The sequence below is a fragment of the Streptomyces sp. 71268 genome (genome assembly GCF_029392895.1).
Taxonomy (GTDB): domain Bacteria; phylum Actinomycetota; class Actinomycetes; order Streptomycetales; family Streptomycetaceae; genus Streptomyces.
Genome location: NZ_CP114200.1, coordinates 5,756,542 through 5,772,601 on the forward strand (window position 1 = coordinate 5,756,542; position 16,060 = coordinate 5,772,601).

General features: G+C 69.6%; 12 protein-coding genes. 6 read left to right on the forward strand and 6 right to left on the reverse strand.

All coding sequences use genetic code 11. The features are described 5' to 3' along the window. Window positions 1-752 precede the first annotated feature (752 nt). Window positions 753-3,011 carry an FUSC family protein gene (locus tag OYE22_RS22880; RefSeq protein ID WP_277322143.1) on the forward strand — a complete coding sequence of 753 codons (2,259 nt, stop codon included), beginning with the start codon at window positions 753-755 and terminating at the stop codon, window positions 3,009-3,011. Between the two features lie 42 nt (window positions 3,012-3,053). Here the strand turns inward: OYE22_RS22880 and OYE22_RS22885 are convergent, their stop codons facing one another. The 4 genes from OYE22_RS22885 to OYE22_RS22900 form a co-directional block, all read right to left on the reverse strand. Continuing rightward, window positions 3,054-3,560, reverse strand: coding sequence for a GNAT family N-acetyltransferase (locus tag OYE22_RS22885; protein WP_277322144.1), 507 nt, complete (start codon window positions 3,558-3,560; stop codon window positions 3,054-3,056). Between the two features lie 238 nt (window positions 3,561-3,798). Beyond that, window positions 3,799-4,557, reverse strand: a complete 759-nt coding sequence (locus OYE22_RS22890) for a succinate dehydrogenase/fumarate reductase iron-sulfur subunit (protein ID WP_277322145.1) — start codon at window positions 4,555-4,557, stop codon at window positions 3,799-3,801. Further along, window positions 4,554-6,602 (reverse strand): fumarate reductase/succinate dehydrogenase flavoprotein subunit, encoded by a 2,049-nt coding sequence (locus tag OYE22_RS22895; protein ID WP_277322146.1) that lies wholly within the window; start codon window positions 6,600-6,602, stop codon window positions 4,554-4,556. Before OYE22_RS22895 ends, OYE22_RS22890 begins: the two co-directional genes overlap by 4 nt. 2 nt (window positions 6,603-6,604) lie before the next feature. Continuing rightward, window positions 6,605-7,309, reverse strand: a complete 705-nt coding sequence (locus tag OYE22_RS22900) for a succinate dehydrogenase cytochrome b subunit (RefSeq protein WP_277322147.1) — start codon at window positions 7,307-7,309, stop codon at window positions 6,605-6,607. A gap of 84 nt (window positions 7,310-7,393) precedes the next feature. On the opposite strand from OYE22_RS22900, the gene OYE22_RS22905 reads away from it, so the two are divergent. Continuing rightward, window positions 7,394-8,326 carry a LysR substrate-binding domain-containing protein gene (locus OYE22_RS22905; RefSeq protein ID WP_277322148.1) on the forward strand — a complete coding sequence of 311 codons (933 nt, stop codon included), beginning with the start codon at window positions 7,394-7,396 and terminating at the stop codon, window positions 8,324-8,326. A 117-nt stretch (window positions 8,327-8,443) separates the two neighbouring features. On the opposite strand, the gene OYE22_RS22910 is transcribed toward OYE22_RS22905, so the two are convergent. Then, entirely contained in the window at window positions 8,444-8,872 is a 429-nt protein-coding gene (locus tag OYE22_RS22910) for a GNAT family N-acetyltransferase (protein WP_277322149.1), read from the reverse strand. Window positions 8,873-9,306: 434 nt separating this feature from the next. Between OYE22_RS22910 and OYE22_RS22915 the strand changes: the two genes are divergently transcribed. Continuing rightward, window positions 9,307-10,029 carry a flavin reductase family protein gene (locus OYE22_RS22915; RefSeq protein WP_277322150.1) on the forward strand — a complete coding sequence of 241 codons (723 nt, stop codon included), beginning with the start codon at window positions 9,307-9,309 and terminating at the stop codon, window positions 10,027-10,029. Here OYE22_RS22915 and OYE22_RS22920 read toward each other — a convergent pair. After that, the gene (locus OYE22_RS22920; RefSeq protein WP_277322151.1) at window positions 10,019-11,440 is read right to left on the reverse strand and encodes a PKD domain-containing protein; all 1,422 of its coding nucleotides are present in this window, start codon (window positions 11,438-11,440) and stop codon (window positions 10,019-10,021) included. The genes OYE22_RS22915 and OYE22_RS22920 overlap by 11 nt on opposite strands. 776 nt (window positions 11,441-12,216) lie before the next feature. Between OYE22_RS22920 and OYE22_RS22925 the strand changes: the two genes are divergently transcribed. Genes OYE22_RS22925 through OYE22_RS22935 form a run of 3 tightly spaced genes read left to right on the forward strand, consistent with a single transcriptional unit; the run spans window position 12,217 to window position 15,705 of the window. Then, window positions 12,217-14,472 (forward strand): glycoside hydrolase domain-containing protein, encoded by a 2,256-nt coding sequence (locus OYE22_RS22925; RefSeq protein WP_277322152.1) that lies wholly within the window; start codon window positions 12,217-12,219, stop codon window positions 14,470-14,472. A 7-nt stretch (window positions 14,473-14,479) separates the two neighbouring features. Next, window positions 14,480-14,959, forward strand: a complete 480-nt coding sequence (locus OYE22_RS22930; protein ID WP_277322153.1) for a hypothetical protein — start codon at window positions 14,480-14,482, stop codon at window positions 14,957-14,959. A gap of 5 nt (window positions 14,960-14,964) precedes the next feature. Further along, complete coding sequence (locus OYE22_RS22935) at window positions 14,965-15,705, forward strand: hypothetical protein (RefSeq protein WP_277322154.1); 741 nt, start codon at window positions 14,965-14,967, stop codon at window positions 15,703-15,705. Window positions 15,706-16,060: the final 355 nt, after the last annotated feature.

Consider the following 16,060-nt stretch of genomic DNA (forward strand, 5'->3'; position numbering starts at 1 on the left):
CCAGCCGTTGATTAGGCCAATGACCAGGGTGACGAAGGGACCATCCCCCCGCGCGCGGGGACCAGCGGTCGTACGTCCACGTCTTCAGAGCCTTGAGGGGACCATCCCCGCGCGCGGGGACCAGCGATCCCTCGCCCCCCTGGCGAGCAACGTCCCGGGACCATCCCCGCGCGCGCGGGGACCAGGACCCACGCCAGCAGCAGCGGCGCGTCGTCGAGGGACCATCCCCGCGCGCGGGGACCAGGTGCGAGTGCGGTTGGTGCGCCCGGGGCGGAGGGGACCATCCCCGCGCGCGCGGGGTCCAGGCATCAAGAGCCAGATTCCCAGCGTCAAGTCGGGGACCATCCCCGCGCGCGGGGACCAGAGCGATTGACCTGCGGGTTCAGTGCGGGCACACCCGGTTTTCCGCAACTTCTTGCGATCGCGACATAACGCACATCCCGCGCCTCCCCCTCAGCACGCCAAGTCGCCGGGGCGCCCGGCGGCCAGCCCCCACCGTAGCGACCAACACGCACGCCCCGCACCACGCGCGGTTGCCCACCCCGCCCGCGTACTCCGCGACTCGCGGTCGCCGCGCGGACAGAGGCCGCACGCACGGGGCGCGACGCTCCGCCCGCTCACCCCAGCCCAGCCCACCCCACCCCAGCCGGCCCGGCCTGCCCCGCCCCGCACCGCGCGGGCCGCGGTCACGGCTGGCCCGCCGCCCAGGCGCCCCCACGCGTTTGCCATGATCGGCGCCGTATTCTCGCCGTATGACCTGGTTGCGCGCACTCAAGGAGACCGCCCGCACCGGACTGACCATCGAACGCACCAGACTTGAGCCGCTGGTCGCGCTGCGGGGCGCGTGTGGGGTCGCGATCGTCATCGGGCTGATCCTGTGGCTGGGGTCGCCGTCGCTGGCGGTGGCCTCCGCGTTCGGCGCGTTCGCCTCCGGCGTCGCCACCTTCCAACGTAGTTGGCGGCCCCGCCCGGTGCTCGCGCTCGCCGCGGCGGGCGGCCTCGCGGTCAGCACCTTCCTCGGGTACGTGGCCGCCGCGCACCCGCTCGCCTTCGTCGTGCTGCTCGGCGCGTGGTCGCTGCTGGCCGGCATGGCCTGGGCCGTGGGGCCGGTCTCGGGCCTGGTGGCCACCCAGATGGTGGCCGTCATGCTGGTCACGGTCACGCTGCCGACCTCGGTGCTCGGCGCCGTGCACCACGCCGCGCTCATCGCCTTCGGCGGCCTCGTACAGGCCGCGCTCATCGTGCTCGTACCGATCCGGCCGTGGGGCGCGCAGCGCGACGCGCTGGCCGACGCGTTCGCCGCCGAGGCCGACTTCGCGCGCCGGCTGCGCGAGGACCCGGTGGCGCCGTTCGACCCGCAACCCCTGATGGACGCCCGGCACGCCGCGTCCATGACGCCGCGCCAGGCCCGGCGCAGGCCGCGCCAGCTCCGGGGCTACCGGGCGCTGGCCGAGCGGATTCGCCCCGTACTCGCCTCGCTCGCCCACCCGGTGGTGGGCGCCCCGGCCGCCGGGCCCGAACGCGAGCGGGTGCGCGATCTGCTCCAGGCCGCGGGCACGGTGCTGGACGCGGTCGCGCACGCGATCCGCTGGGGCAGGCCGGTGCGGCTGCCGGCCGAGGCGATGGCCGTCCTTGAGGTGCCGGCCTCGGGGCCCATGCTGCACGGCGCGGCCCGCCGCTCCGCGCTGCGGCTGATGGCGCTCCTCGCGGAGGTGGTGGAGTCGGCCGACGAGCCGCTGGAGACCGTCGCACCGGCCCACCCCACGCCACCGCCCGCCGCGTCCTCGGCGAATGGTGCGACCGCCGCCCGGCCGGCCGAGCAGGAGGCCGACCGGCCCGGCGAGCGGACCGCCGGCCAGCCGGTCGAGCGCGAGGCCGACCGTTTCGTCGAGCAGGCCCCCGGGCGGCCCGTCGCCCAGGCGACTGCCGCCCAGCACGCGCTGCTGCGGCCCACCGTGCCGCGCCTCGTACCCCTCGCGCTGCGCGCGCTCCACCGCGAGCTGCGCTGGGGATCGCCCGTACTCCGGCACGCCATGCGGCTGGCGGCCGTCGCCTGTGCCGGCTACCTGCTCGGCTCGCTGCTGCCGCTCGGCCACGGCTACTGGGCGCCCATGGCGTCGGTGATGGTGATGCGGCCCGACTTCGGGCAGACGTACGCGCGCGGCGTCGCCCGGTTCGCCGGCACGCTGGTCGGGGTGGCGCTCGGCGGCGCGGTGATGGCGCTCGCCCGCCCCGGCGAGTGGGTGAGCGCGGGCCTCGCGGTGGTGTGCGTGGGGCTGATGTACCTGCTGATGCGCACCGGCTTCACCGTCGCCTCGGCGTGCATCAGCGCGTACGTGGTCTTCCTGCTGGGCATCGCGGGGGAGGGCTGGTCCCAGACGGTGCAGGACCGGGTGGGGCTCACGCTGCTCGGCGGGTTGCTCGCGATGGCCGCGTACGCGCTGTTCCCGGCCTGGGAGACGCCGAAGCTACGGGATCGGCTCGCGGACTGGCTCCAGGCCAACGGCCGGTACGCGGTGGCCGTCTTCGGCGGCCACGCCCACCCGCTGGAACGCCGGCCCCGGCACGTACGCGACGCGCTCCTCGACGCCCGCGCGGCCCGGCTGGCCTGGGAACAGAGCGAGGCCCGCGCGCAGGCGGAGCCCGTACGCCACCGGGGCATCTCGCGCCGCTCGGCGGGCGCCGCCCAGACGGCGCTGTCCACGATGGGGCGGGTCACCATGCTCCTGGAGGCCCACCCACCGGACCGGAGCGCGCCCGCGTCGCCCGCTGCCGAGGAGTTCGCGGCGGCGCTGCGCGTCGCGCTGCCGGACGCCGCCGACGCGGTCCGCGCGCGGCAGTCGCTGGACTGGACGGCGGTGCACGCCGCGCTGGACGCGTGGCGGACCCGCGAGGGCACCGACGCGCTCCCGGTGCGCTGCGCCGAACTGCTGGTGGACGCGTTGGACGAACTGGCGGGCGCCCTCTCCCGTGGCCCGGGCGGCAGGAACCGGGCGCGGCGGCGGGAGTGAGCGCCGCCCCGTCGGGCCCGGCCCCTTCGCGGTGCGGCCCCGTCAGGCGCCGGGCCCCGTGCCGGCGCGCGGTCGCACCCGCGTGCTGCGGTAGAAGAGTTCGGGGTCTCCCTCGTCGAGGCCGTACAGCAGCCCGGCCGGCAACCAGCCGGAACGTCGCAGCAGGAGTTGCATGGGGTGGTTGGAGGCGTTGGTCGAGGTGAACAGCTTCTCCGTCGCGCACGCGGCTTCGACGGCCGCGAGGAGACGCGCCCCCACGCCGCGTCGGCGGGCGCCGGGGGCGACCATCAGCATCGGGACGAAGCCCTGCCCGAAGAAGCCGTGCTCCAGCACGACGTAACCCAGCGGCCCGGTGGCGCTCCGCGCCACGAGCACCGTGCCGTCGGCGCACCAGCGTCGGATGCCGTCCCGTCGCGCCTGGTCACCCGCCGCCGCGACGGAGTCGATGTCGGCCAACGCGGCCCAGTCGGACGGGCCCGCCCGCCCCACCCGGAGCCCGTCGGGGTGGTGGGCGCCCGGGCCCTCGCCGTCTCGGTTCACCGCGTCCATGGGGGCAGCGTGGCAGGCCAGGGCGGTGGGAGCTGCCGCTTTTTACGGTTTTTACGGGTTCCACGGGGCGCCCCCGGCTGCCGGTCCGCGTACGGAAACGGCCCGGGGTCAGTACCCGTGACCCCGGGCCGCGTGGGGGCCCGTGCCTCGCCCGCAGGGGCCGCCCACGTTCTCCGGTTGCCGCGACGGTGGCGGCGGGGGTGGTTCGCTCGTACGGGGCCGGGGGTCGGCCCGGGGGTCAGCCGGTGCGGCGCCTGCCGCCCTTGACCGTGGCGCGCAGGTACTCGCGGTTCATCGCCGCGATCGTCGGCAGCGGGATGCCCTTCGGGCAGGCCGTGGCGCACTCGCCGGTGTTGGTGCAGCCGCCGAAGCCCTCCGCGTCCATCGTGCCGACCATGTCGAGCACCCGGCTCTCGCGCTCCGGGGCGCCCTGCGGAAGGACGTTGAGGTGGACCACCTTCGCCGAGGTGAACAGCATCGCCGAACCGTTCGGGCAGGCCGCCACGCACGCGCCGCAGCCGATGCACTCGGCGTTCTCGAAGGCGAGGTCGGCGGCGGCCTTGGGCACCGGCGTGGCGTGCGCGTCGGGGGCGCTGCCGGTGGGGGCCGAGATGAAGCCGCCGGAGCCGATGATCCGGTCGAACGCGGAGCGGTCCACCACCAGGTCCTTGACGACCGGGAACGCCGAGGCCCGCCAGGGCTCGATGTCGATGGTGTCGCCGTCGTTGAAGTGCCGCATGTGCAACTGGCAGGTGGTGGTGCGCTCCGGGCCGTGCGCCTGGCCGTTGATGACCATGCCGCACGCGCCGCAGATGCCCTCGCGGCAGTCGTGGTCGAAGGCGACCGGCTCGTCACCGCCGAGGATCAGCTCCTCGTTGAGGTGGTCGAGCATTTCGAGGAACGACATGTCCTCGCTGATGCCGTCCACCTCGTAGGTGGTCATGGCCCCCGGCTCGTCGGGGCCTGTCTGGCGCCAGATGCGCAGGGTGAGCCTCATGCGTAACTCCGCTGGGTGGGGTGGACGTACTCGAATTCCAGGGCCTCGCGGTGCAGCACCGGGGCGTTGCCCGTGCCGGTGAACTCCCAGGCCGCGGCGTACGCGTACGACTCGTCGAGTCGCTTGGCCTCGCCGCCCTCGGTCTGGCTCTCCTCGCGGAAGTGGCCGCCGCAGGACTCCTTGCGGTGCAGGGCGTCCAGGCACATCAGCTCGGCCAGCTCCAGGTAGTCCGCGACGCGGTTGGCCTTCTCCAGCGACTGGTTCAGCTCCTCGCCGGAGCCCGGCACCTTGATCCGGCGCCAGAACTCCTCGCGCAGCGAGGGGATGCGCTCAAGCGCCTTGCGCAGGCCGGTCTCGGTGCGGGCCATGCCGCACTCGTCCCAGAGCAGTTCGCCCAGTTCCCGGTGGAAGGAGTCGGGGGTGCGGTCGCCGTTGTTGGACAGCAGCGCGTACAGCCGGTCGGTGACGGTGGTGACCGCCTCGTGCACGGCCGGGTGGTCGCGGTCGACCTCGTCGTGCGGGTGCCGGGCCAGGTAGTCGTTGATGGTGGCCGGCAGCACGAAGTACCCGTCGGCCAGGCCCTGCATCAGCGCGGAGGCGCCGAGCCGGTTGGCGCCGTGGTCGGAGAAGTTGGCCTCGCCGATGGCGAACAGGCCCGGCACGGTGGTCTGCAGGTCGTAGTCCACCCACAGGCCGCCCATCGTGTAGTGGATGGCCGGGTAGATGCGCATCGGCACCTCGTACGGGTTCTCCGCGGTGATGCGCTCGTACATCTCGAAGAGGTTGCCGTACTTCTCCTCCACCGCCTTGCGGCCCATCCGGGCGATCGCGTCGGCGAAGTCGAGGTAGACGCCCTGCCCGCCGGGGCCGACGCCGCGGCCCTCGTCGCAGACGTTCTTCGCGGCGCGCGAGGCGATGTCGCGGGGGACCAGGTTGCCGAAGGCCGGGTAGATCCGCTCCAGGTAGTAGTCCCGCTCGTCCTCGGGGATCTGCGCCGGCGGGCGGGTGTCACCCTTGGCCTTGGGCACCCAGATCCGCCCGTCGTTGCGGAGCGACTCGCTCATCAGCGTCAGCTTCGACTGGTGGTCGCCCGAGCGCGGGATGCAGGTCGGGTGGATCTGCGTGAAGCAGGGGTTGGCGAAGTACGCGCCCCGCCGGTGGGCCCGCCAGATCGCGGTGGCGTTGGAGTTCTTCGCGTTGGTCGACAGGTAGAAGACGTTGCCGTAACCGCCGGAGGCCAGTACCACCGCGTCCGCCAGGTACGTGGAGACCTTGCCGGTGATCAGGTCGCGGGCCACGATGCCACGGGCCCGGCCGTCGATGACGATCAGGTCGAGCATCTCGGTGCGCGGGTGCATCTCGACGTGGCCGGCGGCGATCTCCTTCGACAGCGCCTGGTAGGCGCCGAGCAGGAGTTGCTGCCCCGTCTGGCCACGGGCGTAGAACGTACGGGAAACCTGCACGCCGCCGAACGAGCGGGTGTCGAGCAGCCCGCCGTACTCGCGGGCGAACGGCACGCCCTGCGCCACGCACTGGTCGATGATCTCCACCGAGACCTCGGCGAGCCGGTGCACGTTGGACTCGCGGGCGCGGAAGTCGCCGCCCTTGACGGTGTCGTAGAAGAGTCGGCGCACCGAGTCGCCGTCGTTGCGGTAGTTCTTGGCGGCGTTGATGCCGCCCTGCGCGGCGATGGAGTGGGCGCGGCGCGGCGAGTCCTGGTAGCAGAACTGCACGACGTTGTAACCCTGTTCGGCCAGCGTCGCGCCGGCCGCGCCGCCGGCGAGGCCGGTGCCGACCACGATGACGGTGTACTTGCGCCGGTTGGCCGGGTTGACCAGCTTGGCCTCGAACCGGCGGTTCTTCCAGCGCTCCTCGATCGGACCCTTGGGCGCCTTGGTGTCCACCAGCGGCACGCCCACGCCGTACGCGGTGTAGTCGCCGCCGGGGGCCCGCTCGCCGGGGGTGGCGGAGTCGGTGGCGGGGGAGTCGGTGGCGGGGTCGGTCCCGGTCCGCTCCGTGGCGGTCGTGTCAGCCGTACCAGTCATGATCAGTCCACCAATCCGAGCATCACGCTCACCGGGATGGAGATGAAGCCGCAGGTCATCACCAGCGCCAGGCCGTTCGAAGTGATCTTGAGGGCCCGGGTGCGGCGGGCGCTGGCCACGCCGAGCGTCTGCGCGGCGCTCCACAGCCCGTGCCGGATGTGCAACCCGACGGCGATCATCGCGGTGATGTAGATCGTGTTGCCGTACCAGGTGCTGAAGGAGGCCACGAGGTTCTCGTACGGGTGGCCCTCCTCGGCCCGCTCGTTCACGGTCAGCGTCGTGAGGTCGAGGATGTGCCAGATGATGAACAGGGTGAGGATCACCCCGCCCCAGCGCATGGTGCGCGTCGCGTAGGACTGCTCCTTGCGCTGGTGCGCGTACTTCTGCGGGCGCGCGGCCAGGTCGCGGCGGCTGAGCTGGTACGCGGTGACGCCGTGCAGGATCACGGCGGCCAGCAGCACCGGCCGCACGATCCACAGGAACCAGCCGTGGTGGAGGATCGGTTCGCCGATGGTGCGCAGCCAGTGCGCGTAGCCGTTGAACTCGTCGGCACCGAAGAAGACCTTGAGGTTGCCCAAGAGGTGCGAGACGAGGTAGCCGAGCATGATCAGGCCCGAGACGGCCATGATCGTCTTCTTGCCGACGGTCGACCGCCATACGGAGCCGATGAGGGAAGGGGGACGGGGCGTCCGGGTCGCCAGTGCCATGACACACGACGCTAGAGACACTCCGTGCCATCAGTCCAAGACATGAAGGAGCTCGTTTCCATAGCGTCCGACTATCATCCGAGCATGCAGCTACAACAGCTTCGCTATTTCGCGGCCGTAGCCGATCTGCGGCACTTCACGCGGGCCGCCGAAGCGCTGCACGTGGCACAGCCATCCCTCTCGCAACAGATCCGCACCCTGGAACGGGAACTGGGCGCGGACCTCTTCTACCGGGCCCGCGGCAACATCACCCTCACCGACGCCGGCGCCGCCCTGCTGCCGCTGGCCCGCCAGATCCTCGCCGACGCCGAGACCGCCCGCCGCGAGGTGCAGGAGGTGGCGCAACTGCGCCGCGGCCGGGTACGCCTCGGCGCCCCACCCAGCCTCTGCGCGAGCCTGGTCCCCGACGTGCTGCGCCGCTTCCACGACGAGTTCCCCGGCGTGGACCTGCTCGTGGACGAGGACGGCTCGCAGGACCTGGTGCGCACGCTCGGCGCCGGCGAACTGGACCTCGCGCTGATCATCAGCCCGCAGCCCAGCCAGGGCCCGGCCCTGGCCACCACCGAGCTGCTGCACGAGGAACTGGTCGTCGTCTCCTCGCCCAGCTCCCTGCCGCCGGCCGGCGCCCGCCCCCGGATACGGGTCACGGACCTGCGCGGCAAGCCGCTCGCGATGTTCCGGCGCGGCTACGACCTGCGCGAGTTCACGATGGCCGCCTGCCGCGCGGCCGGCTTCGAGCCCACCCTGACCGTGGAGGGCGGCGAGATGGACGCCGTGCTCGGCTTCGTCCGCGCGGGCCTGGGCGTCGCCGTCGTGCCCGGCATGGTGGCGGCCCGTTCCGGCCTGCGCGTCACCCCCTTCGCCGGCACGACCATGACCCGCACCATCGCGGTCGCCCACCGCAAGGACGTGGCCCCACCCCGCGCGGCCCGCGAGCTGCGCCGGGTGCTGCTCGAGTACCTGCGGACGGCCGACCTGGGCGACGCGGCGATGCTGGCGGGCGACCGGGCGCGGTGAGGGGGCGGCGTCGGCTACGGGGCTTCGGCTGTACGGCTCTGACCGTGGGGCTTCGGCCGTAAGGCTTTGGCCGTGGGCTCCGATCACGCGGCTCCGACCGCGCGGTGGGGGTCGGGGTCAGGGGCGGGCCAGTGGCTTCACCCAGCGTCGCCAGTGGTCCTCGCGGTGGTAGCCGGCGGCCTGCCAGGCGGGGTGGGCCCGCTCGTTCGCCTCCAGCACCATGGCGTCGGCGCGCCGGCCGCCCAGCTCCACGAACCGTCGCTCGGCCGCCGCGAGCAGGGCGGTCGCGATGCCGCGCCGCCGGTGGGTCGCGAGGACGGCCAGTCGGTAGAGGCTGCACCGCCAACCGTCGAAGCCGGCTATGACGGTCCCCACGAGCAGCCCTCCGGACTCGGCCAGCAACAGCGCCCCCGGGTCGCGGGCCACGAGCCCGCGCACCCCCGCCTCGTCGTCGCTGACGCTCGTCCCCTCGGCCGCCGTCCGCCAGAAGGCCAGCACGGCGGCGGCGTCGGACGGCTCGGCGGTACGGATCTCCAGATCGCTCATGATCACCAGCGAAGCATTCGGCGCCCCCATCCGGCCACGGTGTTTCGTTCCTCGGGCCCCCGCGGACGAGGCGGGGCGCGTAACCGGCGCGCGAACCGGCCGCACGGCCGCGCGGTCACACCACCGCGCGGTCACACCACCGCGCGGGCACGCCACCGCGCGGGCACGCCACGGCACGGGCACGCCGCCGCGCGGGACACGTGCGCACGGGCACAGGCACGCGCCCGTCATGACCGCGCACCCGCGCGCGCCCGGAGAGCCTGTCCGCTTCCTGCCAGCCGGTGCGTTGCCACGCCCGCCTCCCGTTCCGCAAGCGGCACTTTGGGCCATGTTGGCGCCGCCCCGGTCTCGCGGGGGCGGCCCGGGCGCACAGTGGGTCGGGCACGCGCCGCCGGCGGTCCCCGATCGGCGGGGCCCGAGGGGGAGCGCGACAGATGACCGAAGCAGCTACCGAAGCGGCTACGGAGCGGCACCAGGCCACGGTCGGCCCGGACGCCTACCGGCGCCTGATGGGCGCCTTCCCGACCGGCGTCGCCGTCGTCACCACGCTGAGCGGCGGCACCCCGTACGGCTTCACCTGCACCTCGCTGTGCAGCGTGGCCCTCGACCCGCCGATGCTGCTGGTCTGCGTCAGCGATCGGGGGCGTACGGCCGGGCCCATCGCGGACAGCGGGCGGTTCGCCGTGAACCTGCTGCACCACCGGGCCAGGCCGGCGGCCCGTCTCTTCGCGGCCGGGGAGGGCGACCGCTTCGCGCGCGTGCGCTGGGCGCCCGCCGGGGCCGACGGGCTGCCGATGCTCACGGACGACGCCCTGGCCTTCGCTGCCTGCCGGGTCACACACACGGTCCCGGCCGGCGATCACCGGGTGATCTTCGGCGCCGTGACCGAGGTCCGGTTCGCCGTCCCCGAAGCCGCCCCCGGAGCCGGCGCCACCAAGGCTCCCCCGGCGACGACACCGCCGCTCCGCCAGCGGCGCCCCCCGCCCCGCCCTCGCCGCTCCTCTACGGCTTCCGCCGCTTCACGGCCTGGCCGGAGGCGACGGGGGAGTGAGCCGGGGCGCCGCGGCGCGCCGCGTGCGGGACCCCCCTGCGGTCCCGCACGCGGCGCGCGCTCGTGCCCGGTCTACCAGTGGTGCTGCCGCCGGCTCAGTTGTTGAAGCAGAAGGCTCGGCCGCCCATGTCCCAGCACTGGATCTTGCGGGTGGCCGTCCCCGCGTTGCCGGCCCGGTCGGTGACCGTCAGTTCGGCGGTGTAGGTCTTCTGGCCGGCCGGGTAGGTGTGCTTGGCCGTGACGCCGGTGCCGGTCTGGCCGTCGCCGAACTTCCAGGCGTACGAGGCGATGTCACCGTCCTTGTCGCTGGACTGCCCCGCGTCGAAGTCACAGGCGTCGTACCAGCACGAGACCGAGAACCGCGCCACCGGCGGCTCCCCCGTCGGAGCACCCACCGAGACCTTCTTGCTCACCGTGCCGGTCTTCCCGCTGTTGTCCGTGACCGTCAGCTTCACCTCGTACGAGCCGGCCTTGGCATACGTGTGAGAAGGCTTGATCCCCTCGCCCGTCTTCCCGTCACCGAAGTCCCACGCGTACGAGGCGATCGACCCATCCGCGTCCCGCGAAGCCGACCCATCGAACCCACACGAGAGACTCGACTCCGAACACGAGGCCACGAACTCCGCCGTCGGGGCGCCCGGTTCGACGTTCGGGAGCTGGGTCTTGACCCAGTCGCCCATCTCGCCGGTGAGCCGGCCCCAGGCGCCGTAGCTGCCGCAGCCGGTCTTGACCCACGAGGCCACGCCGACCACGACGTTGTCCACGACCAGCGGGCCGCCGCTGTCGCCCTGGCAGATGCCGTCGTGGCCGTCGGCGTAACCGGCGCAGACCATGAACGCGTCGTTGAAGCCGCCGAACGAGCCGCACGTGTTGCGCCCGTCCACGATCGGCAGGTCGGCCTTCTTGAGCTGCGCGTACTGGTTCTCGCCGTCGCGGGTGCGGCCGTAGCCGATCGCCGTGCCGGTCTTGCCCGGCTTGGACAGCTCGCTGTCCGCCGAGGTCGCGAACCTGGCGTACTGCCCGCCCTTGACCGGGATCGTCTGCCTGGTCTGGACGACGGCCACGTCGTAACCGGTCTGCCAGCCGTTCGGGGACTCGTACTTGGGGTGTTGGGTGTACGACTCGACGTCGATCCGGACGCCGCCCTCGGGCTTGTTGAGGTCGTCGGCGCCGTAGTAGAAGGACTTGGCCCCGTCGCTGTCCTTGCAGTGCGCGGCGATCAGGATCGTCTTCGGGCCGATCACCGACCCGGTACACGTCTGCCCCATCGGACGCGGGCCGCCCTCGCGGAGCGCGGCGATGAGGTACGGGTAGGCGGCGACGGTGGTGGGCTCGCCGCCGATGATCCGGGTGTTCGGTCCGCTGGGCGCGGGCGCCGTGTCGGTCGGGTTGACGGCCTGCGTGCGCTCGGTGGCCGGGGTGGGCACCGCCTGCGCGCCCCCGGCGAACAGGGGCGTGAACGCGAGAGCCGCCGCCGCGAGACTGGCCGCCATGGCCAGCCGGCTGGTTCCTTTCATGCCTTCCCTTTCCAGGTAGGAGCCCGCCGTGGGGCGGGCGGCTCCCGTCCGGACGACAGGCACGCGCCGTGATGGACGAGTGCATGACAGGTTGGGAGATGGGGCGACCGTAGGGTCGTGGGGGGAGGGGAACAATCCGCGTTTCGATCCGTAGGCGTACGCGTCTTGGGGCGAGGAGGCTTCGTCAGTTCACACGTTGACGAGTTTCGTCACTGCCGCATCGGCGGGTGGCGGCGACGGAGAGGCTTAGCGGCATGCCGGCTGCGTAGTTTGAGCCACACTCCGGTGATGGACCCCAATACCCCTTACCTCGGATCTCGCGAGTTCTGTACAGCTCGCGCGTCGAACGGGATGCGAGCAAGCGGTAGAAGCGGAATCTTCACAGTGTTGCCATAAATCGGCCAAGGTTCGCCCCGGTCTAGTCCTTGCCTGCCCTGCGTGCATAAGGTGATTGCTGTGCCCGTCTGCTGAACGAGCCGGCCCCGCGTACATCATCTTGACGGCTAGGGCGTCATTATGTGGGAGCGCATCGCTATGCAGTAGGATCTCTGTCTCGCGAGTCAGCTCGTCCGAGTCAGTGGTTCTGATATCGCCGTCAGGGATTCTTGCCCTGTCGGCGCCGCACGAGCTGACAACCTAACTGTTGACCAGTGCATGCGTTCTACCTGTCCATCGGCGCGCGCCTTAGCCGAAGCCTGCAACCTTGGAGCGTGTCTCACTCTGCTATTTGCTCGCCCTGTTGATGCACATAACTGTTGAAGGAGATGCCGCGTTTCATGGCGGATGAGCAGGTTCGTAGAGCCCAACGGTTCCTCAACACGACTTATGGTGACGGCGCGTTATTGGGCATATCGAAGCTCGACGAAAATGGCCGGACCGGGTGGCCGATGATGTACGCCCTCACTCGTGCTCTCCAGTTCGAACTAGGTATCAAGACGCTGTCCAACAGCTTTGGGCAGGGCACCATGAGTGCCCTGCAGGCAAAATACCCCAAGCTAAATGCTTCCACGGTGCCGTCTGCGATCTTCTGCCGCATTATTCAGTCCGCCTTGTACTGTAAAGGGTATGACGGTGGGGAGATCGACGGAACGTACAACTCCCGGGTGCAAAGCGCCGTTCGGGAACTTAAGAGCAACATGGGAGTCCTCGAAACCTCCCCTGGCGGTGATCTGACGCCGAAGGTGTTCAAGGGCCTGTTAAACATGGACGCCTACGTTACTGTCAGCAGCGGCTCTGACGTGATTCGCTCGATTCAACAATGGCTAAACGGCCGTTACGTGCACCGCAGGGACTTCTTTATCATTCCTTGCGACGGTCACCACTCTCGTGATGTCGCCCGATCCATGCTGCTCGCTATCCAGTACGAACTGGGCATGACTGACGGGACCGCCAATGGCGTATTCGGCCCGGGCACTCAGGAGGGCTTGCGAGGGCACACCCTGACCAGCGGTAGCACGGGAACATGGGCATCCTTGTTCACGGCCGCCATGATCCTCAACGGCCGAAGCGTTTCTTTCGGCAACTTCACCAGCCAAGTGAAGGCCGGGGTCGAGCAATTTCAAGCGTTCGCGAAACTGCCCGTCACCGGGGCCGGAGACTTCCAAACCTGGGCGTCGCTGCTTGTCTCCTACGGGGACCAGTCGCGTAAGGGCACGGCGTGCGATGGCGTTACAAAGATCACCCCTGCACGGGCACAGGCGTTGAAGGCTGCGGGCTATCAGTACATCGGCCGCTACCTGCTCAACCCATCGACGACGAACCTGCCCGAGAAGGAGATCCAGCCGGGCGAGCTGGCGACGATCGAGAAGTACGGGCTGCGCTGCTTTCCGATCTACCAGACGTGGGCTCGATCGGTTGACTATTACAGCCCAGACCAGGGTGTCCTGGATTGCTTGAGCGCCGCATACAAGGCCGAAGAGCACGGGTTCAAATACGGGACACGAATCTACTTCGCTGTCGACTACGACGCGGTTGACGAAGAGGTCACCGCAAAGGTCCTGCCGTACTTTCAGAGCATCAGAGACCGTATGGACCGACTGGGCAGCCCATTCAAGATCGGGATCTATGGGCCGCGCAACGTATGCACTCGTGCCGGCGAAGCCGGATACACAGACGCGAGCTTCGTTTCCGATATGTCATCCGGATTCTCCGGGAATCTCGGCTACCGGTTGCCGAATGACTGGGCTTTCGACCAGATTGTCACGAAGACGGTTGGCTCTGGTGACGGACAGATCGAGATCGACAACAACATCGCGTCGGGACGCGACGCCGGCCAGGGCAGCTTCAATGTCGCCCCTTCTCAGAAGCTTGATATCGGTTTTAACGGCTCCTTGCTGAACGCGCTGGCGACCGAGGCCACACAATACATGGCCGCCATCGGGAGAGGTGAGGGGCTCAATAGTGTCTACACGCGCCTGCGTTGCCTGGAAACAATCATTTCGCTGGACGATGTCATCACGTCAACTGCCCGTAGGTTCCGCATGCGCAAGGCCCTGATCCAGACCACCGCCTTCTGGGAGTTTTGTCACTACGGCAAGGAGGACATGACCAAGGACGGTGCTGTCGGCCTTTACTACACCGGCGTCCTTCCGGACTGGGCCAAGGATCTTCCGGTGATCGACGCGATTCAGGACAGCAGCACCGGAGTCGCGCAGATCCAAGGACGAACCGGCATCCTGGCGTGGAACAACTCCATTCGTGACGGCCTTGTTGACGGCCAGCTCCTCGATCCTGCCGATGTCCGCCCCAGTACAAAGGCGGACAGGTACAAGATGTGGCTGCGTCTCCTTGAGGACAACGCCTTCAATGTTCGCACCGTGGCTCATGTCCACATCTGGTCTGCCGACGGCAAGAAGGGCGCTGAGGAGGAGACAAAGATTCGTCGCCCGGCGCTCGACTACAGCGAGACCGAGATATACGAGGTTTTGCGTCGGTACCAGGGTCCAGTCGAACCTGCCTTTAGCGATGCCAAGCTGCGGATGCCCCTGTACGCCATCTTCGAGAAGTACAACCGCGTCATCCGGGAGTCCTGACTCGCCCATGCCGGCATCCGACCCCTACCAGGTGCACAACATTACGGCGCTCACCGCCATCATGCTGGCTGGGCCTGCTGTCTTGTTCGGGCTCGTCATATACCTGTGCTCGTCTCTCGCGCGGTTACGCCGTCGCTCGCTAGCCGCGGCGTATAGCGACCTCGCCCTCTTGTCCCTCGCTGCTTCATTGGCTTTGTACCTATGGGGCTGCCTGCATGTCGTCTTCCGCGAGCGGCAGGAGGTCGGTAATGAGTGCGCAGAGGCAGCTGGTAGCGGGACACGGAGAGTGGAAGCGTTCCACGGTGACTTCGTTCCTCTCCAACTCGTATGCCGTACCGAGGGCGGAGGCACTCACACCGTCCTCATCCCCGACTACACCAACCCGTCCATCGCCATCGCCCTGTCGCTCGCCCTGGTCTTCGGTATTACCGCGACCCTGCTCCGCCGCAAACAGCGCGTCAGTGACATGGCAGGGAAGGAAAGTTGACTCTTTTGAGCCACAGCGAGATGAATCGCCGTAAGGTCGTCACCACAGCCGTCGGCGCCACCGCACTGGCAACTATCACTACCGCTGGACTCGCCCCCACGCCTGCGTTCGCCGTGCCAGTAGCCCTCAAGGACGACGGCCGGAAAGAGGCGCTGCGCAAGCTTGAGGCCCGCCGCCGTCGCATCCTGACCGGTCGAAATTCCGCGAACGGATGGGAAATGGAGAACGTTGTCGATGACGGTGGGTCTATTTGGACACAACCGATCGCTGGAACCGGCCTCTCCCTTGCGGTCAGAGCCGGTGACGTAGCAACAGTTCTCGTGCACGCCGTTCGTCGTTTCCACTACCAGGTGAACGAACTTGGTGTGCGAGGTGAAGAGCCAGCGGTTCGAGGGTGGGTCCATCCTTCGAACGCCCGGGACAGCCAGCTGCCCGAAAGCAACCAGGCATCCGGCACCGCCGTTGTCATTCGGCCTTCCTGGTATATGGCTGGTATGCAGGACGCGTTCAGCCCGCACGAGGTGCTAGCCATCCACGATATCGCCGCAGACTGCGAGGGAATCGTCAGGTGGGGCGGAGACGACAGGCGACCCCACCCGGGCCTGTTCTACCTGAACGTGCGGCCCGGCGACGCCAAGCTTGCGCACGTCGCCAACAAGATCCGCTCCTGGAACGAGACACCTGGTCAGGGAGCCGGCGTACTCCGCGACCCGACGCTTCGTCGTCACGCCCGTCATGTCCAGTGAGCACCTGTCGCCCAGCTATCGTCGGGTACGCGTACCAGAAGTGCGTCGAGACAGATCACTACGTACCGTGTGGGGTTGACTTAAGGGCACGGCCACACGGTTCGTAGTGGAAAAACCTCAGCTCCTCTGTCGCTTGGTGTCTGCGCTGCGAAATGTCAGCGACACTCTTTCTCTCGTAACCCCGCGACGGTCAGTACCGGGTCGATTGTGCTGTAGGTGCCTGCCCCCCTGCGGCACACCAATTGCCGAGGAGGCGGACGCTTTTCGTTTTGCGTCATGTGCTGGCATCGCATAGCTGGTGACGAGAGCTCTCTGGGATGTCTGCGAACTGTCGGACGCTGATGTCCTGCTAGTT